19 protein-coding genes and 1 pseudogene are annotated in these 25,994 nt (G+C 71.7%); 8 read left to right on the top strand and 12 right to left on the bottom strand.

Annotated elements, in window-relative coordinates:
• Window positions 1-78: 78 nt before the first annotated feature.
• The 4 genes and pseudogenes from ACWGJM_RS35330 to ACWGJM_RS35315 all read left to right on the top strand — a co-directional run bounded on the left by ACWGJM_RS35330 (window position 79) and on the right by ACWGJM_RS35315 (window position 3,672).
• A complete protein-coding gene (locus ACWGJM_RS35330; RefSeq protein ID WP_453415851.1) occupies window positions 79-1,437 on the top strand; it encodes an MFS transporter in 1,359 nt (452 codons plus the stop codon).
• 48 nt (window positions 1,438-1,485) lie between these two features.
• The gene (locus ACWGJM_RS35325; protein WP_453415850.1) at window positions 1,486-2,715 is read left to right on the top strand and encodes a cytochrome P450 family protein; all 1,230 of its coding nucleotides are present in this window, start codon (window positions 1,486-1,488) and stop codon (window positions 2,713-2,715) included.
• A 101-nt stretch (window positions 2,716-2,816) separates the two neighbouring features.
• Window positions 2,817-3,284: pseudogene (locus ACWGJM_RS35320) on the top strand (IS110 family transposase); the annotation flags it as partial.
• Window positions 3,285-3,372: 88 nt separating this feature from the next.
• Window positions 3,373-3,672 (top strand): hypothetical protein, encoded by a 300-nt coding sequence (locus ACWGJM_RS35315; protein ID WP_453415849.1) that lies wholly within the window; start codon window positions 3,373-3,375, stop codon window positions 3,670-3,672.
• Between the two features lie 266 nt (window positions 3,673-3,938).
• Here the strand turns inward: ACWGJM_RS35315 and ACWGJM_RS35310 are convergent, their stop codons facing one another.
• From ACWGJM_RS35310 to ACWGJM_RS35270, 9 genes are all read right to left on the bottom strand, one after another.
• On the bottom strand, window positions 3,939-5,243 hold the full coding sequence (locus tag ACWGJM_RS35310) for a flavin-containing monooxygenase (RefSeq protein ID WP_453415848.1): 1,305 nt from the start codon (window positions 5,241-5,243) through the stop codon (window positions 3,939-3,941).
• Window positions 5,244-5,295: 52 nt separating this feature from the next.
• The gene (locus tag ACWGJM_RS35305; RefSeq protein ID WP_453415847.1) at window positions 5,296-6,315 is read right to left on the bottom strand and encodes a zinc-binding dehydrogenase; all 1,020 of its coding nucleotides are present in this window, start codon (window positions 6,313-6,315) and stop codon (window positions 5,296-5,298) included.
• Between the two features lie 32 nt (window positions 6,316-6,347).
• Complete coding sequence (locus ACWGJM_RS35300; protein WP_453415846.1) at window positions 6,348-7,841, bottom strand: aldehyde dehydrogenase family protein; 1,494 nt, start codon at window positions 7,839-7,841, stop codon at window positions 6,348-6,350.
• Window positions 7,842-7,894: 53 nt separating this feature from the next.
• Complete coding sequence (locus tag ACWGJM_RS35295) at window positions 7,895-9,436, bottom strand: GMC family oxidoreductase (protein ID WP_453415845.1); 1,542 nt, start codon at window positions 9,434-9,436, stop codon at window positions 7,895-7,897.
• A gap of 62 nt (window positions 9,437-9,498) precedes the next feature.
• Complete coding sequence (locus ACWGJM_RS35290) at window positions 9,499-10,743, bottom strand: cytochrome P450 (RefSeq protein ID WP_453415844.1); 1,245 nt, start codon at window positions 10,741-10,743, stop codon at window positions 9,499-9,501.
• Window positions 10,744-10,861: 118 nt separating this feature from the next.
• A complete protein-coding gene (locus ACWGJM_RS35285; protein ID WP_453415843.1) occupies window positions 10,862-12,223 on the bottom strand; it encodes an aspartate kinase in 1,362 nt (453 codons plus the stop codon).
• 103 nt (window positions 12,224-12,326) lie between these two features.
• On the bottom strand, window positions 12,327-13,439 hold the full coding sequence (locus tag ACWGJM_RS35280) for a 3-dehydroquinate synthase II family protein (RefSeq protein ID WP_453415842.1): 1,113 nt from the start codon (window positions 13,437-13,439) through the stop codon (window positions 12,327-12,329).
• 116 nt (window positions 13,440-13,555) lie between these two features.
• Window positions 13,556-14,389: a 2-amino-3,7-dideoxy-D-threo-hept-6-ulosonate synthase gene (locus ACWGJM_RS35275; protein ID WP_453415841.1), complete on the bottom strand. Its 834-nt coding sequence runs from the start codon at window positions 14,387-14,389 to the stop codon at window positions 13,556-13,558.
• Between the two features lie 135 nt (window positions 14,390-14,524).
• The gene (locus ACWGJM_RS35270) at window positions 14,525-15,610 is read right to left on the bottom strand and encodes a hypothetical protein (protein ID WP_453415840.1); all 1,086 of its coding nucleotides are present in this window, start codon (window positions 15,608-15,610) and stop codon (window positions 14,525-14,527) included.
• Between the two features lie 682 nt (window positions 15,611-16,292).
• Between ACWGJM_RS35270 and car the strand changes: the two genes are divergently transcribed.
• Window positions 16,293-19,808: a carboxylic acid reductase gene (gene car, locus ACWGJM_RS35265; RefSeq protein ID WP_453415839.1), complete on the top strand. Its 3,516-nt coding sequence runs from the start codon at window positions 16,293-16,295 to the stop codon at window positions 19,806-19,808.
• A 308-nt stretch (window positions 19,809-20,116) separates the two neighbouring features.
• Window positions 20,117-20,692, top strand: coding sequence for a TetR family transcriptional regulator (locus ACWGJM_RS35260; RefSeq protein ID WP_453415838.1), 576 nt, complete (start codon window positions 20,117-20,119; stop codon window positions 20,690-20,692).
• 128 nt (window positions 20,693-20,820) lie between these two features.
• Here ACWGJM_RS35260 and ACWGJM_RS35255 read toward each other — a convergent pair whose 3' ends face one another.
• The 3 genes from ACWGJM_RS35255 to ACWGJM_RS35245 all read right to left on the bottom strand — a co-directional run bounded on the left by ACWGJM_RS35255 (window position 20,821) and on the right by ACWGJM_RS35245 (window position 24,160).
• Window positions 20,821-21,567 (bottom strand): HAD family hydrolase, encoded by a 747-nt coding sequence (locus tag ACWGJM_RS35255; protein WP_453415837.1) that lies wholly within the window; start codon window positions 21,565-21,567, stop codon window positions 20,821-20,823.
• Complete coding sequence (locus ACWGJM_RS35250) at window positions 21,564-22,634, bottom strand: acyl-CoA dehydrogenase family protein (protein WP_453415836.1); 1,071 nt, start codon at window positions 22,632-22,634, stop codon at window positions 21,564-21,566. Before ACWGJM_RS35250 ends, ACWGJM_RS35255 begins: the two co-directional genes overlap by 4 nt.
• A gap of 464 nt (window positions 22,635-23,098) precedes the next feature.
• Window positions 23,099-24,160 carry a ScbA/BarX family gamma-butyrolactone biosynthesis protein gene (locus ACWGJM_RS35245; RefSeq protein WP_453415835.1) on the bottom strand — a complete coding sequence of 354 codons (1,062 nt, stop codon included), beginning with the start codon at window positions 24,158-24,160 and terminating at the stop codon, window positions 23,099-23,101.
• A gap of 137 nt (window positions 24,161-24,297) precedes the next feature.
• On the opposite strand from ACWGJM_RS35245, the gene ACWGJM_RS35240 reads away from it, so the two are divergent.
• Entirely contained in the window at window positions 24,298-24,927 is a 630-nt protein-coding gene (locus tag ACWGJM_RS35240) for a ScbR family autoregulator-binding transcription factor (RefSeq protein WP_453415834.1), read from the top strand.
• Between the two features lie 46 nt (window positions 24,928-24,973).
• Window positions 24,974-25,987, top strand: coding sequence for an aldo/keto reductase (locus ACWGJM_RS35235; RefSeq protein WP_453415833.1), 1,014 nt, complete (start codon window positions 24,974-24,976; stop codon window positions 25,985-25,987).
• Window positions 25,988-25,994 lie beyond the last annotated feature (7 nt).

Here is a 25,994-nt window from a genome sequence, read left to right as displayed (position 1 = left end):
GCGAGCGGGCTGGCGTTTCACCGGCGCAGCCCGCTCGGCCGGCCCTCGGCCCCACAACCTCACCGGCACCGTCGACCATTGAGCCTCGGAGACGCCATGGTTCCCGTCCTCACATCCGAAGGGCAGCGCAGAAGAGCCGTACTGAGCAGCCTCATCGGCAACAGCATCGAGTTCTACGAGTTCCTCATCTACGGGTCGTTCTCGTCGCTGTACTTCGGCAAACTGTTCTTCCCTTCCTTCGCCCCCACCACCGCAACGCTGCTGTCGCTGTCGACCTTCGCGGTCGCGTTCGTGGGCAGGCCGCTCGGTGCCGTCGTCTTCGGGCACCTCGGAGACCGGCTGGGCCGCAAGACGACGCTGGTCACCACGCTCACCGTGATGGGCGGCGCGACGGTCCTGATCGGCCTGCTCCCCACCTACCGCGTGATCGGAGTCGCCGCCCCGATCCTGCTGACCGTCCTCCGGTTCGTCCAGGGGTGCTCGCTCGGCGGAGAGTCCAGCGGCGGATTCCTCATGGCACTGGAGAACGCCCAGCCGAACAAGCGCGGCTTCCTCACCGCCGTCGTCGGCACCGGCAACGCCTGGGGACTGCTGCTGGCCAACGGCGTCCTGTTGCTCGTCACACTGCTGCCGGAGCGGCAGGTGCTGTCGTGGGGATGGCGACTGCCGTTCCTGTTCAGCGCGATCCTCGTGGCCTTCGCGCTGCGCGTCCGGCTGCGGCTCGCGGAGACCCCCGAGTTCGAGCAGGTGAAGTCCCAGGGCGCGGTCAGGACCGTACCGGCGCTCGAGGTCGTGTCGCGGCACGGTCTTCTCACCCTGTGCGCGTCGCTGTCGGCGCTCCCGATGTTCCTGGTGTTCTACCTCGGGTCGGTGTTCTCGCTGAAATACGCCTCGACCATCCATGTGGGCCGGTCGGAGATGCTGACGCTGCTCGCCGGGTCGTGCGTCTTCCTGATCGTCGCCATGCCGTTGTTCGGCCGGCTGGGTGACCGCCGCACCCGCAAGGCGGTCTTCGTCGGCGGCATCGTCGTCATGACGGTGGCCCCGTTCGCCTGGTTCCCGCTGCTCGAGACCAGGTCGTTGCCGCTGATGGCACTCGGCTTCCTGGCGCTGTTCGCCGGGTTCGCCGCGAACTACGGCGTCCAAGGGGCGTTCTACCCGCAGCTGTTCCCCACGGCGGTGCGCTACTCCGCGATGTCCATCAGCTACAACGTGGGCGGTCTGCTCGGCGGCGCCGTCAGCCCGCTCATCGCCACCTCCCTGCTCGGCAAGTACCACAGCTGGACGCCCATCGCCCTGTACATGGCCGCGACCGGCGTCATCGGCCTGGTTGCGTCGCTGTTCCTGCGCGAGCGCCCCGCCGGCTCACCCGTGCAACCTGCCGCTGCCCCACGGCCGGTGGCCGCGCCCGCCGACGTCGCCACCGCCGGCAGCTGAGCGGAACCGACGTACCTCCCCATCCGATCCGAAGTCAGGAAGTCCCCCATGACAGCCCTGTCCGTCACCCGTTGCCCCGTCCTCGATCCCACCGGCCGGGCGATGCACGCAGAAGCCACCTCGCTGCGCGAGGCGCCCGCCGTGCTGGTGGAGCTGCCGGGCCCCGTCCGCGCCTGGGCGGTCACCCGGCACAGCGTCATCCAGGCGTTGACCAACGACCCGCGCGTCTCGCGCGACATACGACAGCACTGGCCCGACCTCGCCCACATGCCCGACGGCTGGCCGCTGGCCGCCCTCGCCCTGCAGCAGAGCTTCTTCAACTTCTACGGCGAGGAGCACCGCAGGTCCCGGCGCCGCGTGGCCCCCACGTTCTCACCGCGGCAGGTCGAACGCATGCGTCCGCAGGTCCAGGCGACGGCCGACCGGCTGATCGACGCACTGGCCGCACTGCCCCCGGGGGCCGTCGCCGACATCCGCCAGGCCCTGGCCCTGCCCCTGACCATCACCGTCATCTGCGACCTGTTCGGCGTCCCCGACCACCTGCGCACCAAGATCGGCACCGGGATCGACGCGGTGCTGAACTCTTCCCTCGGCCCGGAGGAAGCACTGGCCGCCAACAACACCCTGTACGAGCGGCTCGGCGAACTGCTGCGCTACAAGCGGGAGCACCCGGCCGCCGACCTGACCAGCGACCTGCTGCTGCCCTCCGACCCCGGCCAGGAGCCGCTGTCCCAGGACGTACTGCTCGGCACGCTCTTCCTCATGATCGGCGCCGGTTACGAGACCACCGTCAACCTCATCACCAGCGCCGTCCACGCCGTGCTCGACCACCCCGAGACCCTCACCCGCATCCACGAGGGGACCATCGACTGGAAGGACGTCATCGAGGAGACGCTGCGCATCGAGGGCCCGATCATGCACATACCGATGCGCTGCGCCCTGGAGGACATCGACCTGGGTGAAGGCGTCGTCATCCGCAAGGGCGACGCGATCACCGTCGCCTTCGCGGCCGCCGGACGCGACCCGGAACTGCACCCGCAGTGCCCCGAACGCTTCGACCCCACACGGTCCAGCAAGGAACACCTCGCGTTCGGTCACGGGCCCCACTTCTGCCTCGGCGCGCACCTCGCCCGCCTCGAAGCGGAGGTCGCCCTGAGCACGCTCTTCAGCCGGCTGCCCGAGCTCGCCCTGGCCCACCCGGGTCAGCAGCCCGCGCGCGTGGAGTCCTTCATCATCAACGGGCCCCAGCACCTGGAGGTCGTACCGCGACCGGCCTGACGCTCCCGCGCCGCCGGCGCCGCCTGCCAGGAACCTGGGGCGGCGCCGTCGGCGTGTCCGTGTCATCGGCCGGATGACCAGGGCCGCTCCGTAAGTTCCGGAAAGTTCTCAACGATGCACGCGAGACCCTGAGCGCGCCCGGCGAGATCCTCGACCTGGCGGAGGAGGCGTGCTGGGCCGTGGACATCACCGGCACCGCATCCGCGCTCCTGCTCGCCGTACCGGCCGCCCATGGTCAACGCGCCGTCTCTGTTTCTGGCCGGACAGTCAACCGCATGTCGGGCGCCTGCCGCGAGGAAGCCAAGTCCGATGCCAGGGACGCCTACGTGATCGCCGAGACAGCGCGCCCGCGGCGCGACGTCCAACTCGTCGACGTGCCCGCCCGACTCGCCGCGGACCTGGCCCTGCTCACCTCTGACCCTTCCGACCTGATCGCCGACCGAGTGCGCCTGCTCAACCGGCTCCACGACGCGCTCAGCGGCATCTTTCCCGCGCTGGAGAGGGCCTTCGACCACGCCGACCGCAAGGGCGCGCCGATCCTGCTCACCGGTTGTCAGACACCGGCAGCTCCGGGCACTGCTCCGGGACAACCGCCCCTCCACCACAGTCCCACCACCACCCACATGACGCACCCACCGAAGCTGACACGATGCGTCCATGCCCGAATACACGATCAGCACGGCAGAAGGCGACGACTGGCCGGCCCTCCGCGTCAGCCTGGCCACAGCCCTCCAGCCGAGGTCCTTCCAGTGCGAGATCGTCCAGGACGATCACCTACTCACACTTCGCACTGGAGGCACCACCATCCAGGCATCCTGGGAGCTGGCCGGTACTTGGTATGTCGATGTCGACGGCGCGCCATCGCTGGAGACAGCCGACCATATCGCGGCCGAGATCGCCCTCCAGCTCGGTGAAGCGACCGGGAAGCGAGCTGTCCACTACCGGATCACCGACTAGCGGAGCTGCCCCGCTGGAGATCGCCGGACCCTTGCCTCGCCCATCAAGACGCCGGCGCCATCCGCCGGTCCCGGCCGGTGCGGCCACCGACGGGCTGTGCGTGCGGGGCCGGGCGGCAGCAGACGACGCACCAGCGACAAGGCAGGGCGAGACAGCAGCGCAGCACGAACGGGCCGCCGACGCGCGGTCAACGCAGTGGCGCCCGGCGGGAGGACCCGCCGGGCGCCGCTGCTCGCGTCGGCCAGGTTGCCGAACGCCGGCTCGGGTCAGCCCCAGAGCCGGCCGAGCGCCGCCGGCGAGCGGTGGCGCAGCGTGTTGTCGAGCTGGATGCCGCGGGCGACCCGCTCGGCCTGGATCCGGGTGGAGGCGATGAGCAGCGGCATCACCGAGCCGCCCTCCGGCAGGCCCGCGTAGTACAGCCCCGGCAGGGTGCCTGCCCCCGCACGGTGCACCGGCATGCCGCTGTCGTCCAGGGCGGCGGGGGGCAGGATGCGGTAGTCGGGCACGAATCCCGTGGCCCAGACGATCGACGTGATGTTCTGGGCGGCCAGGTCCAGCTTGTCCCCGTAGTCCGCGAACAGCGAGTCGTCGAAAGGAGCTACAGGCGTGCGCTCGGGCACGACCAGGCCGTGCCGCGCTATCGCGGTGTCGATGGCCGTGAGGAGTTCGGACTCGGCGCGGGCAGCGTCCCGCGCGATGGCGCGGACGTTGTCCTCCAGGTGCAGGACGTCACCGTGCGCATCGCGGACGGTGCCGACGAGAGTGACGCCCTTGCGAGCCAGCACACCGAGGTTGAGGTCACGGCCGCCGGCCTTGCCGGTGAGCACCGACACGCCGGGCAGGACCGGCGAGTTGCCGCGCCCGCCGGACGCGGACTCCAAGTTGCCCTCCAGGGGCAGCAGTTGCAGCCAGTCCAGGACCTGGGCGCCCCGGTAGCGGCGCGGCGAGGTCTTGTGGCGGCCGACCGCCAGGTACACCTGCCGGCCGGCGTCGCTGAGGTCCTCGGCGATCTGCTGGCCGCTGTTGCCCGAGCCGACGACGAGCACCGCGCCGGGCGGCAGGGACTGGGGGGTGCGGTAGTAGCGGGTGTGCAGCTGGGTGATCGACGGATCGATCCGGGCGGTCAGTTCGGGCAGGCGCGGCGCGCAGTAGCCGCCGAGGGCGGCGACGACGTTGCGGGCCTCGACGCTCTGGCCGTTCTCCAAGTGGAGCCGGAAGCGTGCGTCGGGGTAGGCGGGGGCTTCGACGGGTGACTCGACGGACCGCACGGGCGTGTGCTCGCGCACGCCGATGCCCGCCTCGGCCACGTAGCGCCGCAGCCGCGAGGCGACCTCGCGGGCGGGCATGTAGCCCTCGGGGTCGTCGCCGTCGTAGGGCATGCCGGGGAAGGTGACGGTCCGGTTGGGCGTGTTGACGCGCAGGCTCTCCCAGCGCTCCTTCGCCCAAGCCTGGCCGATCTCTCCCCGCTCGAAGACCACCGCCCGGTAGCCGAGCCGGGCGAGGGAGCCCGCGACCGAGCACCCTTGCTGGCCCCCTCCGACGACGGCGGTCTCGACGAACTCGGTCATCATGGCTGCGCTCCTGGTCCGCTGGGGATGTGGTTTCTGCTCGCGCCGTGGTGGGTCATCGGCCGGTTCGTCCGCCGGTGGCGTCGGCCCAGGGCAGCACGACCGTCTTGCCGGTGGCCTGGTCGGCCTCCATGCGGCGGTGGGCGTTCACGATGTCGTCCAGGGCGAAGACGCGGTCGAGGTGGGGGCGGTAGACGCCCGCCTGAACCGCGTCGACGATCCGCTGCAACAGAGCCTGGCCGCTGCTGCCCTTGAGGGTGTCGCTGTGAAAGGCGGTGAGCCTGGTCCCGGTCGGGATCATGGCGATCGGTTCGAAATCGGGGATCAGCCAGCCGCTGAGCGAACCCGCCACGCACACCGTCCCGCCGCGGCGCACCAGCCGCAGCGAGTCCGGCACGGAGTGGGTCCCCACCAGGTCCAAGACGTGGTCCGGTCCGTCGGGCCATAGCGCGCGCACGGCATCAACCGGCGGCCGGCCGTCGTCCAGGAGGACATGGTCGACGCCGGCCGCCTTCAGTGCATCGGCCTTGCCCCTGTTGCGGGTGCTTGCCGCGGTCTCGATGCCGTGGGCGGCGGCGATCCGCGCCGCCGCCAACCCCACCGAGGAGGTCCCGCCGCGGATCAGCAGCCGTCCCCCGCCAGGCAGGATGCCCAGGGCGTCCAGGGCGCCGTGCGCGGTCAGGTAGGTCTCGGGCAGCGCGGCCAGGACCTCCCACGGCAGGGTGGTGGTCACCGGCATCAGCAGGGCGTTCGGCAGCAGCGCGTACTGCGCGTAGCCGCCGTCGAACTGGCGGCCCATCTCGCCCATGACCGCCGCGACCGTCGTCCCGACCGGCAGCCGGGGGTCGGTGGAGTCGGCCACGGTACCCACGCACTCGATGCCCAGCACGCGGGGGAAGGAGACGCTCGGGGAGTGTCCCTGACGGGTCCTCAGCTCGGAGCGGTTCAGGCCCGCGCCTTCCACGCGGACCAGGCTCCAGCCGTCGCGGACCTCCGGGATGGGCAGGTCGCGGATCTGCAGGACCTCGGGACCGCCCGCTTCCACGCAGACCGCCGCGCGCATCGTCGTACTCACATGCCACCACCTTGCGGATGTCCGTATGCCGGTCAGGCTTCGTCGACGACGTCGAGGGAGGGCGCCCAGCGGGGAATCGACTCGCGGCCGGAGGGCAGGCGCAGACTGCGGCTGAAGCTGTACTCCTGCAAGGTCTCCAGGGCGTGCTCACGGCCGTACCCGCTGGCGCCCACACCGCCGAACGGCGTGCCGGTGAACGCGCGGTTGTAGTGGTTGACGAACACGACGCCGGCCCGCAGCTCGCGGCTGACCCGCAGGGCGCGCTCGGAGTCGCGGGTGAACACGCCGGCGACCAGGCCGAACTCGGTGCCGTTGGCGATGCGGACGGCTTCGGCCTCGTCCCGGAAGGGGATCAGGCACACGACGGGCCCGAAGATCTCCTCCTGCGCGATCCGCATGTCGGGGGTGACGCCTGTGAACAGGCTCGGCGGCACGTAGTAGCCGTCGGCCAGCTCGGGGTCGGTGGGCAGGGGTGCCTGCGCGGCGATGGTGGCGCCCTCGCCGACACCGATGTCCAGGTAGTCCAGCACCCGCTGCCGCTGTGCGGGGCTCACCAGCGGGCCCACGTGGGTGCCCGCGTCGGAGCCGGCGCCGACCTTCAGCCGCCGGACGGCGGACGCGAGGCGGCGGGCCACCTCGTCGTGCAGGTCGGCGTGGACCAGGACCCGCGAGGAGGCGGTGCACGCCTCGCCCTGGTTGAAGTAGCCGCCCTCGACCGCCCAGGGCAGGGCCGACTCCAGATCCGCGTCCTCGAAGATCATCAGGGCGTTCTTGCCGCCGAGTTCCAGCAGCGTCGGCGTCAGGTTGTCGGCAGCCGTCTTGATCACGGCCCGGCCCGTGGTGGGCGCGCCGGTGAAGGAGATCTTGCCGACCAGCTTGTGGCCGGCCAGGTGGGCGCCGACCTCACCGCCGCCGGGCACGATGTGCACGACGTCGTCCGGCAGCACCGACTGGACCAGCTCGGCGATGCGCAGCACCGACAGGGGCGCCTGCTCCGGCGGCTTCATGACCACCGCGTTGCCTGCCGCCAGAGCGGGGGCGAGCTTGCCCGCGGTGTGCAGTGGAGGCCAGTTGAACGGCACGATCGCGCCCACCACGCCGAACGGCTCGCGCACCGTGACGTCGAGCATGCTGCCCGCGTCGCGGGCCTGGCCGGGCATCGCCTCGCACAGGCCGGCGAACATCTCGAAGATGGTGACCGCACCCTCCAGGTCGAACTGGCGCGCCTGGGTGAACGGCTTGCCGTTGTCACTGGACTCCAGCGCCGCGATCTCGTCGGCGTGCTCGCGGATCACCTGGGCGACCTTCCACAGCCAGCGGCCGCGCTCGCGTGGGGTGCGGGCCTTCCACGCGTAGTGGGCTTCGTGGGCGGTCCTGACCGCCTCATCCACCCGGTCGGCGTCGGCCCCCTGGACGACCGTCAGGGGCCGGCCGGTCGCCGGGTCGTCCACGGTGAACCGGTCGGCCTCGTTCTCGGACGACCAGCGGGTACGCAGGACCTGTACGGCTTCGACGGTCGTGGACACGGAATCCTCCTGTTGGTGCGCCGGGCTCGCCCGGCTTCGGCTGGTGGTGGGGATCAGGTGTGCGGGGCGAGTCGTTCGCGCAGTACCGAGGCGATGCGCTCGGCGACCACGATGGCGGGGACGTTCGTGGCCACGCGGGGCATCGCCGGGAACACCGAGGCGTCCGCGACGGTCAGTCCCTCGACGCCGCGCACGGCGCCGTCGGCGTCGACCACGGCGGTCGGGTCGCCGGGGCGGCCCATGCGCATCGTGGCGCTGCCGTGGTTGTAGTGCGCCGGGGCGCGGCGGACGGCGTCGGCCAGTTCCCGGTCGCTGATGTCCGGGCCCGGCACCCGCTCGTCGAACAGCAGGTCGGCCAGCGGGCGGGTGCGGGCCAGGCGGCGGGCCAGACGTACCCCGTCGGCGACCCGTTCGGCGTCATCGGCGGCGGTGTACAGGCCGAGGTCGATCGTCGGCGCGTCCTCGGGGTCGCGCGACGCCAGCCGTACGCTCCCGCGGGAGCGGGGCTGGACGCAGGAGACGAAGAAGACCATGTCCCAGCCGGTGGGATGATTCTCGGCCCGCGGCACGAACTGCTCGGGCAGACTGCCGGCCGGTACGGCAGCGGAGGGCAGGATCTGCACGTCGAAGTCGTGCTCGTCCGGCCCGGTGGCGACGCTGAGGACGCTGCCGAACACCGAGCGGGCCTCGGCCTGGGGCGGCTTGGCCGCGTGGACGTTCCAGTAGGCGGGGTGCTCGGTGAGGTTGCGCCCCACCCCGGGAAGGTCGGCCACCACATCGATGCCGAGTGCCCTCAGGTCGCCGCGGTCGCCGATACCCGACCGCAGGGCGATGGCGGGCGAGTTGTAGGCGCCGGCGCTGAGCACGACGTGCCGGGCGGGAATCTCCTCCCCGGTGGCCAGCCGCACGCCCCGGGCCCGGGTGCCGCCGAACAGCACCCGGTCGACCAGCGTCTCACCGCGCACCTGCAGGTTGGGCCGATCGCGCACGGGGTTGAGGTAGCCGATGGCGGTGCTCAACCGTATGCCGCCGGCCGCGCTGAGTGGGGTGCGGGCGAATCCCGGCACACCGGGCGCATTGAAGTCGACGACCTCCGCGTGGCCGAGGCGCACGCCGGCCCGCTGGGCGGCGACGGCGTGCTGGCCGAGGTCCTCGGGGGCGCTCAGCGTCATGCGGTAGGGGCCGCCCAGGCCGTGGTACTTCTCCTCGCCGTACGGGTAGTGCTCCATCTGCTGGTAGAGGGGGAGCATCTGCGCGTAGCCCCAAGCCGGGCCGGCCGCGGCGGCCCACGCGTCGTGGTCGGAGGGCCGGGCCCGCATGGCGACGCAGACGTTGACGGCTGAGCTGCCGCCGATGACGCGGCCCCGCGGCACGGGCACCTCGTTGCCGAAGGCGTCCGGGACCGAGCGGTAGCCCCAGTCGTAGGTGTACGGGGCGTAGGTCGCGTCCTTGATGTCCGATGGTGTGTCGTCGGTGGTGGCGAAGTCGGGGCCCGCCTCGAGGAGCAGGACCGAGCGCCGCGGGTCGACGCTCAGCCGGTTGGCGAGGACGCAGCCGGCGGATCCGCCGCCGATCACGATCACGTCGTAGGTCATGGCGGCCGCCTACACGGTCCCGGGCCGGCCGGCGACGCTTTGCGGGCCGGGCGCTGGTGCGGTCATGATGCGGCCTCTCGCAGCGGTGGGACGTTCCAGTGGAGGTGCAGTTCCTCGAATCCGCGGGCTATGACCAGGCGTTCGCGGGTGCGGGATCCGGCGGGGCCCAGGCGGAGCCCGGGGAGCCGGTCGAAGAGCAGCGGGATGGCGACGCGCAGCTGCAGTCGTGCCAGGGATGCGCCGAGGCAGGCGTGGACGCCGCGACCGAAGGCCATCTGGTGCCGGCGGGGCCTGCCGGTGAGGGTGAACTCGTCCGGGTTGTCGAAGACGCACCCGTCCCGGTTGGCGGAGCCCCAGTGGACCATCACGCGGTCGCCGGGCACCAGGTGCCTGCCGCCCAGTTCGGTCTCGCGCGTCACGGTGCGGAACAGGCCCTGCACCGGGGACTCGAAGCGCAGGATCTCCTCGACCATTGCCTCGGCGGACGCCTCACCCGCGCGCAGAGCGGCGAGCTGGCGGGGGTTTTGCAGCAGGGTGACCAGGCCGTTACCGATGGCGCGGGTGACCGTGACGTGCCCGGCGATGATCAGGTTCATCACGATGCGCATCAGTTCCACGTCGTCGAGTCCGTGCTCGAGGCCGTACTGCGCCAGCGAGGAGACGAGCGAGTCCTCGCCGGCCCGGTCGGTGTCCTCCAGCAGCCCCATCACGTAGTGCTGCATGGTGACGACGTCGCGGGCCCACTCGACGCGCTCGGCCGGCTCGCCGGTGCCGACGGACAGCTTCAGCCAGTTGGAGCTCCACTGCCGCAGCAGCGGCACGTCCCTCGGCGGCACGCCCAGGATCCGTGCCATGACGATCAGCGGCAGGGGCCAGGCGTAGCCCTCGATGATGTCGGCCCGGCCGTCCGCGGCGAACCGGTCGATCAGCTCCTCGGCGGTGTCCCGGACGAAGGGCTCCAGCGCCGCCACGCGCCGCGGTGTGAAGACGCGGTTGACGGCCACGCGCAGCCGGGTGTGCTCCTCGCCGTCGCTCTCGGTCAGGTTCGGCGTCAGCGCCCAGCCTTCGGCCAGGACCTGCTTGACCTCGTCGGACTCGGGTCCCGTGGTGATCCGCACCGCGCTTTCGGAGGAGAAGGTCTCGGGGTCGTGGACGACGCGCGCCACGTCCTCGTGGCGGGTGAGGATCCAGATGTCCCGGCCTGAGTCGTGGAGTACCGGGCACTGTGCGCGCATCTGCGCGTAGAGGGGGTAGGGGTCGGCCAGTTGGTCGTCGGAGGTGGGGTCGAAGGTCGGTGTGGCGGTCATCGAAGGCCCTCCGGCCCCGGCCCGCCGGCGAGGCCGGGCGGTGTCGGCCCGCCCGGACGGCCGGGGTCGAGTGGGATGACGGACATCGGTGTTCTCCCTCGTGGTGTGGGGGCCGGGGTCACTCGGCGGCGGCCAGGGCGGGCAGCGCGTCGAGCTGTCCGCGCCCGGCGGCCAGCGGCCAGGGGGCGCGGGCGTGGTCCGGGTCCGCCGGGTGGACCAGGGGCGTCGCCGGCTCGGACAGGAAGGTGTCGTGGACGATCTGGGTGGCCGCGGCCAGGTCGCTGCGACCGGTCAGCACGCTGAGCCGGTTGGAGGTGACGTGGAGGTCGGTGCGTGCGGCGCCGACCGAGCGCAGGGCTTCCAGCAGCCGCAGCGGTGCGTACGGCTGCCGGCCGATGCCCAGGCCGACGACGGAGAGCCGGGCCAGGTTCGACGTCCAGTGCGCCTCGTCGAGGCGGATGCCGCGGTCGGTGTCGGCGAGCAGTTCCCGCATCTCCTCCACGCTGTCCTCGGGCAGCGTGAGCGCGATGTCGCCGGCGTCCTCGGTGCCGAGGTTGCCGTAGCGGCGCAGCTCGACCTCTGTCTCGCGCTCGACCAGTTCGCCGAGCAGGCGCAGGACGTGGTCGGAGGTGATCCGCCGCAGGACGCAGCGGACCAGGCCGGAGCGGCCCGCGACCCCGGCGATCGGGCGCAGGCGGCCTGCGGGCGTCCAGAACTCCCCGGACGCCGCCCCGGACGCGCGTCGGCCGTCGCCGACCCAGGTCTGCGGGCCGATCGCGGCGCTGTTGGAGCGTACCTTCAGGTCGACGCCGTGGGTTCGCGCGTAGTCGACCGAGTCGGAGGCGAGCACCTTCGCACCGCTGACGGCCAATTCGGCCATCTCCTCGTACAGCAGGGCGGTGTGCCGGCGGGCGCCGGCGACCGTGCGGGGGTCGGCCGTGTAGACGCCGGCGACGTCGGTGACGATCTCGCAGTGGTCCGCGCCGAGCGCGGCGGCCAGGGCGACACCGGTGGTGTCGGAGCCGCCGCGGCCCAGGGTGGTGCGGGCCCCGGTGACGATCGACTCGCCCTGGAAGCCCGCGACGACGGGGACGGCTCCGCGGGCGAGCTCCTCCCGCAGTCTGTGTGGGTCCACCTCCACGATCGTGGCCCGGCCGTGGCGGTGGTCGGTGCGTATGCCCGCTTCGGGACCGCTGAACGAGCGGCTCGCGACACCCTGGTGGTTGAGTGCCAGCGACACCAGTCCGGCGGACGCGGCCTCGCCCGTGCACAGCAGGGCGTCCAGTTCGCGTGCGTCGGGGCGGGCGGTCACCGCGGATGCCAGGTGCAGCAGTTCGTCGGTGGCCCCGCCCATGGCGGACACGACGACGACGACCTGGTTTCCGTCCTCGCGCGCCGCCCGGATCTGCCGTGCAGCTTCGATGACCTTTTCAGGTGTGGCGACCGACGTTCCGCCGTATTTCTGCACTATGAGCGCCATCTCACGCACTCTCTTCCTTCAAATCCGTGGGACGTGGAGGACGTTGCCCGAGCGCCGCGGTGACCGCCGCATCCCGCAGGCGGTCACGTGACCGACGCGGGCTTCACTGCTCGTGGAGGAACTCCCGGATCGCGTAGCCGACGTGGCGCTGGTCGGTCATGGTGTGGCCGAGGATGACGTCGCCGGGCCGCAGCTCGGTGAAGTTGTGCACGCTGCCGCCGGGGCCGAGCGCCCGCACGTGCCAGTCGTCCTGACCGACCATGTCCACGAGCTGGCCGCTGCGGGTGCGGGCCTCGATGCGCAGCATGGGACGGGACTCCATCTTGATCCGGCCCACGACCACCGTGCGCACGCTGCCGTCGGTGCTGACGGCCAGGATCTCCGAACCACAGTGCAGCTCGGACAAGTACTGGGTGCGGTTGCCGGGCGTCAGGGTGTAGGAGGACAAGGCTGCGGCGTTCACCCGGAACGGGCGGGTGGGCATGTACGGCAGCGGGTGGGTCTCGCTGCTGACCAGGACCAGGCCGGTGGAGTACGAGCCGACCAGGATGCCCTCGTTGGGCCGCAGGTGGGAGCAGGTGTCGACGCAGACGCGGTCGCCCAGGCCGAGGTGGGTGAGCTGGACGATCTCCAGCTCCTCCATCTCCAGGGAGGCGGCCTCGCCCCGGGTGACCTGCATCAGCTCGGTGGCGTCGCCGACCCGCTTGGGGGCCAGGAGCACCGCGTCCGAGCCACGCTCCAGCACGCCGAGGGTGGTGGCCGCGTCCTCGACGTCCTCGACGACGGTGACGATGGAGCCCTTGGCCTTGTCGGCCGCGGCCAGCAGGATCTCCAGCGGGATCTTGCTGGGGTCCTGGCGGAACTCGACGAGGGTCAGGTCCGCCTCGTTGGCGATGCGGCAGGCGAGGTCGAGGGTCTGCTCGTCCAGCACCTTGACCAGGACACCGGAGCGCAGGTCGGGACGGAGTCCCTCGAACTTCTCGGCGATGCTGTGGTCGGCGATGAGGATGTCGACCACATCGACGAGCTGGTCGATCAGGGTGGTGGGCGTCTCCCCGTTGACCACGGCGGCCTTCTGCACGTTGGGCGGGACCTTGCCGGCCAGTTCGGGGTCGTCCAGCACCACGGTCTCGATGCCGATGTGGGTGCTTTCCTCGACGATGGCGGTGGCGAGTTCGGAAGCGGTGCCGCGGAGGTCGATCCATGCGGATTTCATGTTCGCACCTTTGATTGTGGGTGGCTTGCTGTCGTGGTCGCGCCTGGCTGTCGGTGACGGGTCGTCACGTTGTGTGGTGGGTGGCCGGCCTGGTGAGGACGGCCGGGTGGGGGCTGTCAGAGGGTCGCTTCGGACAGTTCCTGGCGCAGGACGGCCAGGTCCTCGAGCGAGCGGGGTCCGGCGTGGACCCGGCGGGCCACCGAGCGGGCCAGTCCGCCCGGGTCCGCCGCCTGGAAGACGTTGCGTCCGACGGCGACGCCGAGCACGCCGGACTCCATCGTGCTGTCGATGAGGTCGAGGAACTTCCCGGTGTCCTCCAGTACGCCGCCGCCGGCGGTGACGACCGGGATCGGGCTGGCCGCGACGACCTCGCGCATCGTCAGGGGCGAGCCGGTGTAGGGCAGCTTCACGATGTCGGCGCCGAGGTCGGCCGCGACGTTCGCGGCGTGGGCCAGCAGGACCGGGTCCCTCGGGTCGGTGATGCGGGGGCCGCGCGGATAGACCATCGCGAGCAGCGGCAGGCCGTAGCGTGCGCAGTGGCCGGCGACCGCGCCGAGGTCGGTGAGCTGGGCGGCCTCGGTGTCCGACCCGAGGTTGATGTGCACGCTGACGCCGTCGGCGCCCAGGGCGACCGCCTCTTCCACGGCGCCCACCAGGATCTTCGCGTCCTTGTCCGGCGCGTGCTGTGTGCTGCCGTTGAGGTGGACGATCAGTGCCATCCGCCCGAGCGCGTCGGCCGGCAGGAACCTCACGCGCCCCTTGTGGACGATGATCCCGTCCACCTCGTTGGCGGCCATTTCCTCGACGAGTGTGGCGAATCCGGCGGCGGACGCCACCGGGCCGTCGGCCAGCGAGTGGTCGAGCGGAACCAGGAACGTCGTCCCGGAAGCCGAGTGGACAATTCGCTGAACCCGGCGATCCTTTCCGGTCCAGCCGTATGCATCGGTCATTTTACCAACACCCCGTCCCAAACCCAGATGACCAGATCAGTTGTCCGGTGCGCATTCGACGCGCTTTCTGTGGAAGTTTTTTTGCGGTGTTTCCGGTGTTGCCTCAACGACCAAACCAAGGAATTCACCAGCCCGTCAAGCCCCGCGTTTTTCTCGCTTTTCAGCGTTTGGCGCGGGCTGCCTCTGCTCGGGCGGCTGCGCCCGGCGCTGCGACACGCGCGCGGCAAGGCCCTGCCACGCCTGCACGCTCGCCTGCGCGAGTTCCGCGACGAAGTCGAGACAGTGGTCGGGCAGGTCGAGGACGAGCCCCTCCTGCGCCTGCGGGTCCATGGCGGCCACCGCGAGGATGCTCAGCAGCAGCCGGCCGGACTGGTTGAACCGCAGGGAGGGATCGGTGCGCAGGGAGCGCAGCAGCGCGGTGGACCGGTCGAGCTTGCTCTGCCCCGAGGACGCGGCCTGCGCCCGCCCGGTCTCCACGTGACGCGCGGGCGGGAGGCGGCGCTTGTCGGGGATCACGGCCCTGGTCTCCCGGTGGAGCTGGTCGCGTACGTCGCGGACGGTGCCCGGGGACACGCCGGCGACCGCGCTCACCGCCCGCAGGGAGGAGGCGGGTTCCCGCAGGAGCATCTCCTTGGCGCGCTCCCGCCCGGCGGCGGTGCTGACGGGCCGCACGCGGCCGTCCCTGCCGAGCCTGGTCTGCCCGCCGGGCCGCCCGATCGCCTCGCGCAGAGCGGCGATCGTCTTGGGCGAGAGCCCCACGGCCGACGCTATGGCGCGGTTCGACCAGCCCTCCTGCTCGCACAGGATGCGGGTGCCCGCCGCCTTCCGGTCGGCCAGCGACAGCGGCAGTCCGTGCCGTACGTTCAGCCGGACCGCCAGAACGAAGGCGCTCGCGTCGTCGCCGTCGAACCAGCGCGCCTGGATGGCCTCCTGCCCTCGTAACCGGGCTGCGCGGACCCGGTGCACGCCGTCGATGACCCGGTTGGTGCCGCGCTGCACGACGATGGGCGGCAGGTCGGCCTGCGATTCCGCCAGGACCCGTATGTGCTCGCCGTTCTCCCCCGCGGAGCGCGGCGAGTGGGACAGATCGAGGTCCGCGATCGGTATCCATTCCGTTTCCGTGCCGGCGTCCGATCCGGCGTACCGCGCCTCGGCGTCCACGCGATCCGGTGGGTGAATGCGCGCGTCCCGTCGTTGGAGCACTGCTTCGCTGTCTGCCACGTTCGACCACTCCTCAGCCACACCTGCCGCTGTCGGTCAGGGCCGCAGAGTCTGTGCGCACTCCGACGGACCCAGCCAAAGAATACCTTCGCCAAGGTATCTTTTACAGCGCCCAGCGACACCCTCTGCGCGGTGTGCAACCGGGGAAATCCCCGGTTGCACACCGCCGGCAGACAGGGGGCCGTGCCGGCGGACAAAGACAACGGGGCCGCCGCACACCCTCGGGGGGTGAACCGTGCGACGGCCGCCGGGGGCAGCGTAGCCCGGGCCGCCCGCGGTGCGACGCGAGAGCACGGCCCCGGACGCGGTGCGACGCGAGAGCACGGCCCCGGACGCGGTGCGACGCGAGAGCACGGCCCCGGACGCGGTGCGACGCGAGAGCACGGCCCCGGACGCGGTGCGCGGCGATCTCCACGAAGTCGCCGCGCCCACCCGCACGAGAGCAATTCCGAACGGCATCGCTGACACCATTCCCCACCCCTCCCCCACCACCGCGACAGCCTGGCGCCCATTTCTTTCCGCACGCTAAGCTGACCGCGCCTTGGCCTCCGGAGCCTTCTGCTCCCATGCGCCGGCCCGGCCCGTGGTGGCTCTCTTCGGCTTTCAGCCGGGCTCATGTGCCGGAAAGAATTCGCGGTCACAGAAAGGCGTGGTCATGGGTAATGATTCACCAGGCACCACTGTGCGCGCTTCCGCAGGGAAAACTCGGAAGGAGCGTATTGCCGAATTGTTCCGGGCCGAGCCGGAACTCGCCGACAGCATGCCGGTGGCCGGCGTCTTCGAGGAGAGGGCCGGACGCGGGCCGCGCCTGTCCGAGATCGTCAGGCGCACCCTTGCGGCGTACGCCGACCGGCCCGCACTCGGCGAGCGCGCCAGGCAGTACGTCAGCGTGGACGGCCGCGTCACCGCGCGACTGCTGCCCCGGTTCGACACCATCTCGTACGGCGAGCTGTGGTCACGGCTGGGCGCGGTCGCCGCCGACTGGTACCACCACCCGCAACACCCGCTGCGCGAAGGTGACTTCGTCGCGATCCTGGGCTTTGCCGGCACCGACTACACCACCGTCGATCTGGCGTGCGGTCAGGTTGGGGCGGTCGCCGTGCCCCTGCACACCAACGCCTCGGTCGACCACATCCGTCACCTGGTGGCGGAGGCCGCCCCACGCGTCTTCGCCACCAGCACCGACCGGCTGGCTACCGTGCTCGAAGCGCTGGCCGGGCAGAGCCGCGTACGCCGCATCCTCGTCTTCGACCACCATCCCGAGCTCGCCGAGCACCGGGAGGCGCTGGCGGACGCCGAGCGGCTGCTGGCCGCGGCGGACGCCCCGATGGCGTTGGAGCTGCTGTCCGACGTGGTCGGCCGCGCGGGCTCGCTGCCGCCGGTGCCCGAACTGCCGCCGGACAGCAGCGCGGACGGCGCGCTGTCGGCCCTCATCTACACGTCGGGCAGCACCGGCACGCCCAAGGGCGTGATGTTCCCGGAGTCGACGGTGTCCCTCATGTGGCGTCCGCCCTCGGGGGCCGACAACCAGTATCCGTTGATCACCGCCAACTTCCTGCCGCAGAGCCACCTGGTCGCCAGGAGGCTGGTGATCAAGACGCTGGCCACCGGCGGCACCGCGCACTTCGTGGCCAACAGCGACCTGTCCACCCTCCTGGACGATCTGGCGCTGATCCGGCCGACCGAGATCGCCATGGTGCCGCGGGTCTGCGAACTGCTCTTCGAGAGCTACCACGCCCAGCTCAACCAGCGCGCGGCACGCGGCGAACTGCACGACGCCGACCACGCCGAGGTGATCGCGCATCTGCGCGACCACGTGCTGGGCGGGCGAGTCATCCACGCCCCCTGCGGGTCCGCCCCGCTCGCCCCGGAGCTGGCCGCCTTCCTCCGCGACGCCCTCGATGTCCCGCTCCTGAACAGCTACGGCACCACCGAGACCGGCCTGGTCATGCTGGACCACCGCGTGCAGAGCCCCCCGGTGCTCGACTACAAGCTCGTGGACGTACCCGAACTGGGCTACTCCACCACCGACTCCCCCTACCCGCGCGGCGAATTGCTGGTGAAGACCGCGATCATCACCCCCGGCTACTACCGGCGCGCCGAGGACACCGCCGAGGTGTTCGACCAGGACGGTTACTACCGCACCGGCGACATCATGGCCGAGACCGCACCCGGCGAACTGGTCTACGTCGACCGGCGCAAGAACGTACTCAAGCTCTCCCAGGGCGAGTTCGTCGCGCTGTCCAAGGTGGAGGCGGCGCTCGTCGCCAGCCCGCTGGTGCGGCAGATCTTCGCGTACGGCAACAGCTCCCGTGCGTACCTGCTCGCCGTGGTGGTGCCCACCCCCGAGGCGATCGCACAGGCGGGCGACGAGGCGGCGCTGAAGGCAGCACTCAGCCGGTCGCTGCACAGCGTCGCCGCGCAGGCCGGACTGGCGCCGTACGAGGTCCCGCGCGACCTGATCGTCGAGACCGTGCCGTTCAGCCAGGACAACGGTCTGCTGACCGACTCGACCAAGCAACTGCGCCCGCGGCTGAAGGAGCGGTACGGCGAACGGCTCGAACAGCGCTACGCCGAACTCGCCGCGGGTCAGGCCGCGGAGCTGCGCGCGGTGTGGCGGGACTACGACCGCCCGGTGGCCGAGACGGTCGCCCGCGCCGCGCAGGCGCTGCTGCCGGGGCTCGACGTCGAGCCGGACCCGGAGCAGCGCTTCACCGATCTGGGTGGCGACTCGCTGTCGGCGCTGTCGTTCGCGAACCTCCTGCGGGAGGTCTTCGGCGTCGAGGTCTCGGTCGGAACCGTCCTGGGACCGGCCAACACCCTGGGCGAGATCACCGCCCATGTGGAGCGGCTGCGCGGCGCCGCCGCGGCGCAGCGGGCCACCTTCGCCGCCGTCCACGGCGAACACGCCACCTCGGTGCGTGCCGGGGACCTCACTTTGGACAAGTTCATCGACGCTGCGACCCTCACCGCGAGCACGGCACTGCCCCGGCCGGTCGGCGAGCCGCGCACGGTACTGCTCACCGGGGCCAACGGCTACCTCGGCCGTCTGCTGTGCCTGGAATGGCTTGAGCGCCTGGCCCCGGTGGGCGGCACGCTGGTCTGCCTGGTGCGTGCCGCCGACGACAGCACCGCCCGGCAGCGCCTGGAGGAGGCCCTGGACAGCGGGGACACCGCGCTCAAGAGCCGCTTCGCCGAACTGACGGCCGGCGGCGCGCTGCGCGTGCTGGCCGGCGACATCGGCGCGCCGTGCCTGGGCCTGAGCGAACAGCACTGGCAGCAGCTGACCGCCACGGTGGACCTCATCGTGCACCCGGCGGCGCTGGTCAACCACGTGCTGCCGTATCGGGAGCTGTTCGAACCCAACGTGGTCGGCACCGCCGAGGTCGTCCGCGCCGCCCTGACCACCCGGCTGAAGCCGGTCGTGTACGTGTCCACCGTGGCCCTGGCCGCACACGGCGCTGCCACCGCGGCCGAGGACACCGACATCAGGCAGGACAGCCCGGAGCGCGCGATCGACGACCGGCAGGCGGGCGGCTACGCCACCAGCAAGTGGGCCGGCGAGGTGCTGCTGCGCGAGGCCCACGACCTGTGCGGGCTGCCGGTGACCGTGTTCCGCTGCGGCATGATCCTGGCGCACGCCCGCTACGCCGGGCAGCTCAACGTGCCGGACACCTTCACCCGCCTGCTGGTGAGCCTGATCGCCACGGGGATCGCGCCCGAGTCCTTCTACCGCGGCGCGGAGGACGGCCGGCGACCGCGGGCACACTACGACGGGCTGCCGGGGGACTTCGTCGCCGCCGCCGTGGCCGCCCTGGGCTACCGGAACGCCGAATTCCGGACGTTCAACGTGGTCAACCCGCACGACGACGGAGTCTCGCTGGACACCGTGGTCGACTGGCTGGTCGACAGCGGAATCACCGTCCGCCGGGTCGGCGGCCACCGGCAGTGGCGCGAGCAGTTCGAGGCCGCGCTGCAGACGCTGCCGCAGGCGCAGCGCCCGTACTCCCTGCTGCCGCTGATGGCCGCCTGGCGGGAGCCGCTCACCCCTCGCACGACGTCGGCGCTGCCCGCCGAGCAGTTCCGCGCAGCCGTGCGCGGCGCCGGCATCGGCACCGAGCAGGACATCCCGCACCTGTCCCGGCCGCTGATCGAGAAGTATGTGGCGGACCTGCGGCACCTGGGCCTGATCTCGTAGAACCCGCCCCCCGGGGGAAGTGGCGGTGCGTTGCTTTCCGGAGCGACGCGCGCCGCAGGAGGCGGCAAAGTGCGCGGCCCCCTGCAAAAGTCCGCCGCCAAGCCCGATCAGAGCACTGCTGCCGGGGGAGGACGCGGGCGCCGGACTCCGGGCCCGTCCCGGCCTGCTGGGGCCGGGGCGGCCCGGAGCGCGGCCATGGCGGGATATCGCCACGCTCCGGTGACACCTGGATAAGGTCATATCAATGCGTTCGGCACACCGCCACATAACATACCTTTCTGAAGGTTTTCTTCGGGTGGAGGCTCAGCATGGTTCAGAAGCGTGCAGTGCGTACACGGGAGCAGGTGCTCGACGCGGCGGCTGAGGAGTTCGCCGCGCACGGCTACATGGGCACGACGCTGCTCGACGTGGTCAACCGCACCGGCATGACCAAGGGCGCGCTGTACGGTCACTTCTCCTCCAAGGAGGAGCTCGCGGCGGCGCTGGTCGAGGAGGCCGGGGCCGAACTGAGCCTGCGTGCGGCGCGGGCCGGCCGGCCGGGACCCGCGGCGGTCGACACGCTGCGCGAGACGGTCCTGGACCTCACCCGGCACCTGCGCCAGGACGCGCGGGCCCGGTCCGCGTTGCGGCTCGCCGTGGAGGTCCCCCACCTGGACCGCAACGACCACGGGCTGGTGGAGCGGATCTGCCTGCTGCTGGCCCGTGCCGTCGCCCAGACGCAGGCCGACGACGGGGGCTCGGGCGGACTGCCCCCGCAGGCCGTGGCCCGCCTGCTGATGTCGGTCTTCTTCGGGATCCCCCATCCCGTGCCCGGCGACGACGCCGACGCGGCTCGACGGTTCGATGACCTGTGGGCGGCCCTGTCCGCGACGGCGCCGGGCTGACCGGCGTCACGAGCCCGTACGCAGCACCGGTGAGGTGCACCCGCCCCCTCCGGCGCGGACGGCATCCCTTCCTCGCCCCGCCGGAGGGAGCGGGCGCGTGCCGAGGACGCGCTCGCTCATACAGCCGGTCAGGCACCGGCCCTGTGGGACTCCTCCCCGCGCTGCTCCCGCGTGGGGCGCAGGAGGGCGGGAACGTCGTCCACGGCCTGCGGGCGTAGCACCCGCGCCCGCGGCAGCCGCGCCCGCAGCTGCGCCGATCCGCCGACGATGACCGGGTTCCCCACCTCCGCCAGCATCGGCAGGTCCGAGACGTGGTCCCCGTACGCGTAGCACTGCGCCGGGTCCACGGCTGGCCGGCTCCGCAGCATGTCACGCACCGCCGCGCGCTTCCCCTCTCCGATACAGGGATCACCCACGAGTTGGCCGGTCAGTACTCCGTCATGGATCCCGGGGACCGAGCACAGCAGGCGCGTCGCCCCCACCTCGGCGGCGATGGGCGCGAGGACCGCAGGGAACGATCCGGACACCAGGATCACCGTGTCCCCTGCCTCGCGGTGCAGTTCCAGCGCCCGGCGCGTGGAGGCCAGGTAGAAGCCGGGAGCCCCCGACCGCTCGGCGTACCAGGCCTCGGCCAGCTCCGCGACCCGGGCGGCGGGCTCGCCCGCCCAGGCGCGGTAGTACAGGCGGTTCATGGCTTCCCGGGGAGTGCCGGCGGACGCCCGACGGGACAGGTCCCGGCGGACGTCCGCCGCGTGGCGGGCGCCCGACGTTCCACGGGTGCCGCAGAAGTAGTACGCGAGGAAGTCGAACATGGACTTCACTGCGATGAGTGTCTCGTCGACGTCGCTGAAAACCAGGCGGGCCGGCCGGCTCACCGCGGACCCCACGACATCGGCGCCGACCACTCGCCCTCGCCCCAGGCGGCGTACGCGCCAGCCGCGGCGTCCAGCCGCAGGGCGCCGTGCGCCGCCACCGTGTGCGTGTCCCGCCAGGCCCGCTGGACCTCGCTGGTGTCGTCCCGGGCATGGACACCGCCCGTCCTGAACAGTCGTTCGACGGCCTCCACCAGCAACTCGGCCGCCACCGCGGCGTCGCGCCGGTTGACCGCCTCGACGCGTGGCGCGGTGGGCTCGGCGTCGGCGCTGGCTCCGGCCCGGTCCAACAGCAGGGCCACGGCGTCGATCTCGCCGGCGGAGCGCGCCAGCACCCGCCGGACGGCCGGGTCACCCAGGGCCGCAGGGCGCCCGGCGGGCGAGGTCGTCGCCCAGCGTGTCCAGGACCGCAGAGCGAGCCGGGCCGCGCCGAGCGCCGGCGCGCAGAACATCGGGCCGCCGGCCAGATGTGCGGGCGCCTGGCGTGCCGGTGATGCGCCGGGCTCGACCACGGCGGCGAGCACGTCGCCCAGCGGGCAGGCGCGCCGATCGGGGACGAACACCCGGCGTACGTCGACGGAGTTGCTGCCGGTGCCGCGCAGCCCGGTGCTGCGCCAGGTGTCGCGCACGATCACCTCGGAGCGCGGCACCGCCAGGACCCATGCCGCGGCCTGCGCCGGACCGGCGGGGCTGACACCGGCCGCGACCTTGTCGTCCACCGGGGCCGCGAGCAGGACCCAGTGGGAGAGGTCCACGCCGCTGACACAGTCCCACCGGCCGTCCAGCAGCCAGCCGCCCGGTACCGGGCGGGCCGCCCCGGCGGGCGGGGTCAGGGCCGCAGCGATCAGTGTGTCCGGGCCCTTCCCCCACAGCTCCCGCTGTCCTTCTTCGGGCAGCCTGGCGGCGTAGCGCCCGTGCGCGGCCCAGAGCATGCCGCACCAGGCCGCCGAGGGGCACTGTCCGGCGATCAGCGCAGTGGCGGTGATCAGGTCGGCGAAGCCGCCTTCCCGGCCGCCCCATCGGCGGGGCACGAAGTGACGTGCGAAACCCGCCTCTTTGAGCGCGGTCACGACCTCGGGAGCCAGCCGCCGGTCTCGGTCCGCCGCCCGGGCGGCACGCCCTGCCGCCCGGGCGGCTCGCAGTACGGCGTCCTCGGCAAGCCTGTCGCCTGTTCGCTCCGGACGGCAAAGGCGGGATCGTTGCCTTTCTTGCGGCTCAGCATGATCGAGCATCATTCAGCTCCTTGTCGAGCCGGACAGGGATGTGGAAAAATACTTTCTAAACGGTTTCTTAATTGGAGGCGTCGATGCCGCGAGAGCAGGAGCGCTCCCTGCCTACCCACGCCTCCGCGCACGTCCCGACACGGGAGGCACTCGCGGCCGTGAAGGGCCCACTGATCGACTCCGCTTCGAGTTCGGACGTCAGCCGGCCGACGCGGTCCGCGCAACTCACAGGGTGCGGTGGGCCTTTGGTTCCCTCATACATCGAAGACAGCGGCAGCGGTCGAGGAAGGCCCGCCGGTCTGTGCTCACCGCTACACCGCCGCGCTGGAGCCGACCGTGTCAGGGGAGAAGGTGACCTTCTCGGGCGCGGCAGGCAGGACTCGGGGCAGCCACTCCATGGTGACCGTGGCGACGGTCTCCTCCCGCTGTACGGCCGTGATGTGCAGCCCCGTGACGTCCGACGCGGTCACCGACGGCTGCAACTCGGCGCACAGCCACACCGGTTCGTCGAGGTCGGCGAAGGCAGGGCAGTCCACCTGGACGGCGCGCAGTACCGCTCCCGCGGGAGCGTCCTGGCGGCGGTGGACCAGCCGGTGGCCCAACTGACGGGCGCCTTCCAGGGTGACCATCAGCGGTATGTGGTCTCCGGGGTGGTCGAAGAGCACGGCGTGGTGAAGATCGACCAGCAGCTGCCACTCCCCCGCCTCCGTGCGGCCCAGCACGCTGTCCTTGGCCCGCAGACGCCCGACGTCGGCCGCCGGCAGGCGAGTTGCGGCGCAGTGCCCGACGCGGGCGACCTCGTCACGGCCCTGCCCCTGCCTCCCCCGCCAGCGGAGCCGCCGGTACAGCTCCTCGTCGACGGCGTAGACACTCAGCCCGGCCCGGGCGCACTCGCGCCCGGCCACGGACACCACTGCGTCCACCTGCATGCCGAAGCGCCGGGGCGGCCTGTTCGCCACCCACGACCACTGGGCGTCCAGGGTGACGTGCAACGGAGTGTCGCCGACCAGAAGGGCCTCGTGGTCGGTGATCTCGAAGTGGGTATCGCTGCCGACGAAGCGGTGTCCCAGCGGGACCCCGCAGTACTCGTGCGCCAGGTAGACCAAGGCCTGACGCACCGTCTCGGTCAGCAGCAGGGGGTCGGCCATGCCCTGAGCGTCGGGATAGTACATTGCGTGGTCCCGAGGCCACTGGGCTCCCACGAGGAACCGGTCCTGGCCCACTTGCAAGGCGTCCGTGATGAAGACCTCCGCGACGGCGGCCCGGTGGACCAGTTGCCGGGAGACCGGTTGAAGAAACTTCAGAGAGGCATCCACTACTGCGGTGCCCGTTTCGCCTGGGACCCTGGTCGACAGTTCGTACAACTGGTCCATGGTCTCTCCCCCATCGGGTTCGGGAATACCGTGGTGGCGCAACGTGAAAATATACCTTCGCAGAGGTATCTTGCAAGGGACTTATCTCGTGCGTGGCATGCGCACCGGGCACCGCCGAAACGTACGGAAGAGGGATCATGAGCAAGCATCTCCGGACAGCCGCCGTAGCCAAGGCCGCCCCGCGGGAACTCAAGCAGGAACGGGCCGGCCGCACCCGGAGGGTGCTCCTCAACGCCGCCGCGACAGCCTTCGCCGCAAAGGGGTTCCCCGCCGTTACGCTCCAGGACATCGCCGACCTCGCCGAGATGACCAAGGGAGCCGTCTACTTCCATTTCACGAACAAGGAGGCGGTGGCCGTCGCGGTCACCGAGGAGTTCTACACACAGCTGCCCGCCATCGCCGAAGCGGTCACGGCCAGGCAGCTCCCGCCGCTCGACGCGGTCGCCGAGCTCCTCCTGCAGACCGCGGTCGCCCTGCGGGACAACCCGGTGATGCAGGCCGGTGCCCGGCTGCAGATCGAGCGGAACCTGGTCGACGCCGACATGCCGACGCCGTTCAGCGGGTTCACCCAGCTCATCACCGAGCTACTGGCACAGGCCCAGGACGAGGACATGCTGCGGCCCACCACCGACATCGCCTCCGTGGCGCGGGTCATCGTCGCCGCGTTCTTCGGCAGCCAGCACATCTCCTGGGTCCAGCACAATCGCGAGGATCTCACGGACCGTGTACAGGAGATCATCGACATCACCATCCCCCGCCACGCGTGACACTCGCGCCCTCCCGGCCACCCACCGCAACAAGGAGAGCCTTCCCATGTCTGCCCTCACCCTCCCGCTCGTACCTCTCGGCACCAATGGCCCGTTAGTCGGCGCGCAGGGCCTGGGCTGCATGGGCTTCAGTGAGGTCTATGGACCCACCAGCCCGGCCCAGGCGCAGGACACCCTGCAGGCCGCCCTCGACGTGGGCGTCACCATGTTCGACACCGCCGATCTGTACGGGGACGGCGGGAACGAGGTGCTCCTCGGCCCCTTCGTCCGCGCCCACCGCGAACGCGTCTTCCTCGCCACCAAGTTCGGCATCGTGCGGCAGCCTGGCCAACGGACCTGGAACCAGGTCCGCGGCGACCGCGCCTACGTCCGCCAGTGCGCCGACGCGAGCCTGAAGCGCCTCGGCATCGACACGATCGACCTGTACTACGCGCACCGCCGCGACCCCTCGGTCCCCCTGGAGGAGACCGTCGGCGCGATGGCGGAACTCGTCCAGGAGGGCAAGGTCCGCCACTTGGGGCTCTGCGAGGTGACCGGCCCCGAACTGCGTGCGGCCCACACCGTCCACCCGATCACCGCCCTGCAGTCCGAGTGGTCGCTCTTCAGCCGCGATGTAGAGACGTCGGCGGTCCCCGCTGCCGCGGAGCTCGGCGTGGCGTTCGTCGCGTACTCGCCCCTCGGCCGCGGCCTGCTCACCGGCGCGCTCCCCGACAGCAGCGAACTGAGCGCGGGCGACACCCGGTTGACGATGCCCCGGTTCACCGGCGAGCAGGCTCGCACCAACCTCGCGCTCCTCGAGACCGTCCGCGCGATCGCCGCGGACCACGCCGCAACCCCCGCACAGATCGCGTTGGCCTGGCTGCACCAACAGTCCCGCGTCCACGGCCTCACGGTCCTGCCCATACCCGGTTCCCGCAGGTCCTCCCGGCTGCGGGAGAACGCCGCGGCGGCGGCGCTCACCCTGTCCGCGGCCGAACTCTCCGCGCTCGAACCGCTGGCGGCGCAGGTGGCCGGTACCCGCTACGCGGACATGAGCAGCACGGCGGCGGCCCGCGAGTGACCCGCGG

The sequence above is a fragment of the Streptomyces sp. NPDC054834 genome (assembly GCF_053611185.1).
The sequence above is the reverse complement of the archived record's forward strand: the minus strand, read 5'-3'. Positions and strand labels throughout refer to the sequence as shown.

Excerpts from the sequence above, each read along its gene's own strand:
- ACWGJM_RS35240 (WP_453415834.1), top strand. The coding sequence starts at position 24,298 with ATGAGCAAGCATCTCCGGACAGCCGCCGTAGCCAAGGCCGCCCCGCGG.
- ACWGJM_RS35290 (WP_453415844.1), bottom strand. The coding sequence starts at position 10,743 with ATGACCGCCACACCGACCTTCGACCCCACCTCCGACGACCAACTGGCC.
- ACWGJM_RS35310 (WP_453415848.1), bottom strand. The coding sequence starts at position 5,243 with ATGATGACCGAGTTCGTCGAGACCGCCGTCGTCGGAGGGGGCCAGCAA.
- ACWGJM_RS35285 (WP_453415843.1), bottom strand. The coding sequence starts at position 12,223 with ATGGCGCTCATAGTGCAGAAATACGGCGGAACGTCGGTCGCCACACCT.
- ACWGJM_RS35295 (WP_453415845.1), bottom strand. The coding sequence starts at position 9,436 with ATGACCTACGACGTGATCGTGATCGGCGGCGGATCCGCCGGCTGCGTC.
- ACWGJM_RS35280 (WP_453415842.1), bottom strand. The coding sequence starts at position 13,439 with ATGAAATCCGCATGGATCGACCTCCGCGGCACCGCTTCCGAACTCGCC.
- ACWGJM_RS35260 (WP_453415838.1), top strand. The coding sequence starts at position 20,117 with ATGGTTCAGAAGCGTGCAGTGCGTACACGGGAGCAGGTGCTCGACGCG.
- ACWGJM_RS35275 (WP_453415841.1), bottom strand. The coding sequence starts at position 14,389 with ATGACCGATGCATACGGCTGGACCGGAAAGGATCGCCGGGTTCAGCGA.
- ACWGJM_RS35235 (WP_453415833.1), top strand. The coding sequence starts at position 24,974 with ATGTCTGCCCTCACCCTCCCGCTCGTACCTCTCGGCACCAATGGCCCG.
- ACWGJM_RS35245 (WP_453415835.1), bottom strand. The coding sequence starts at position 24,160 with ATGGACCAGTTGTACGAACTGTCGACCAGGGTCCCAGGCGAAACGGGC.
- ACWGJM_RS35325 (WP_453415850.1), top strand. The coding sequence starts at position 1,486 with ATGACAGCCCTGTCCGTCACCCGTTGCCCCGTCCTCGATCCCACCGGC.
- ACWGJM_RS35315 (WP_453415849.1), top strand. The coding sequence starts at position 3,373 with ATGCCCGAATACACGATCAGCACGGCAGAAGGCGACGACTGGCCGGCC.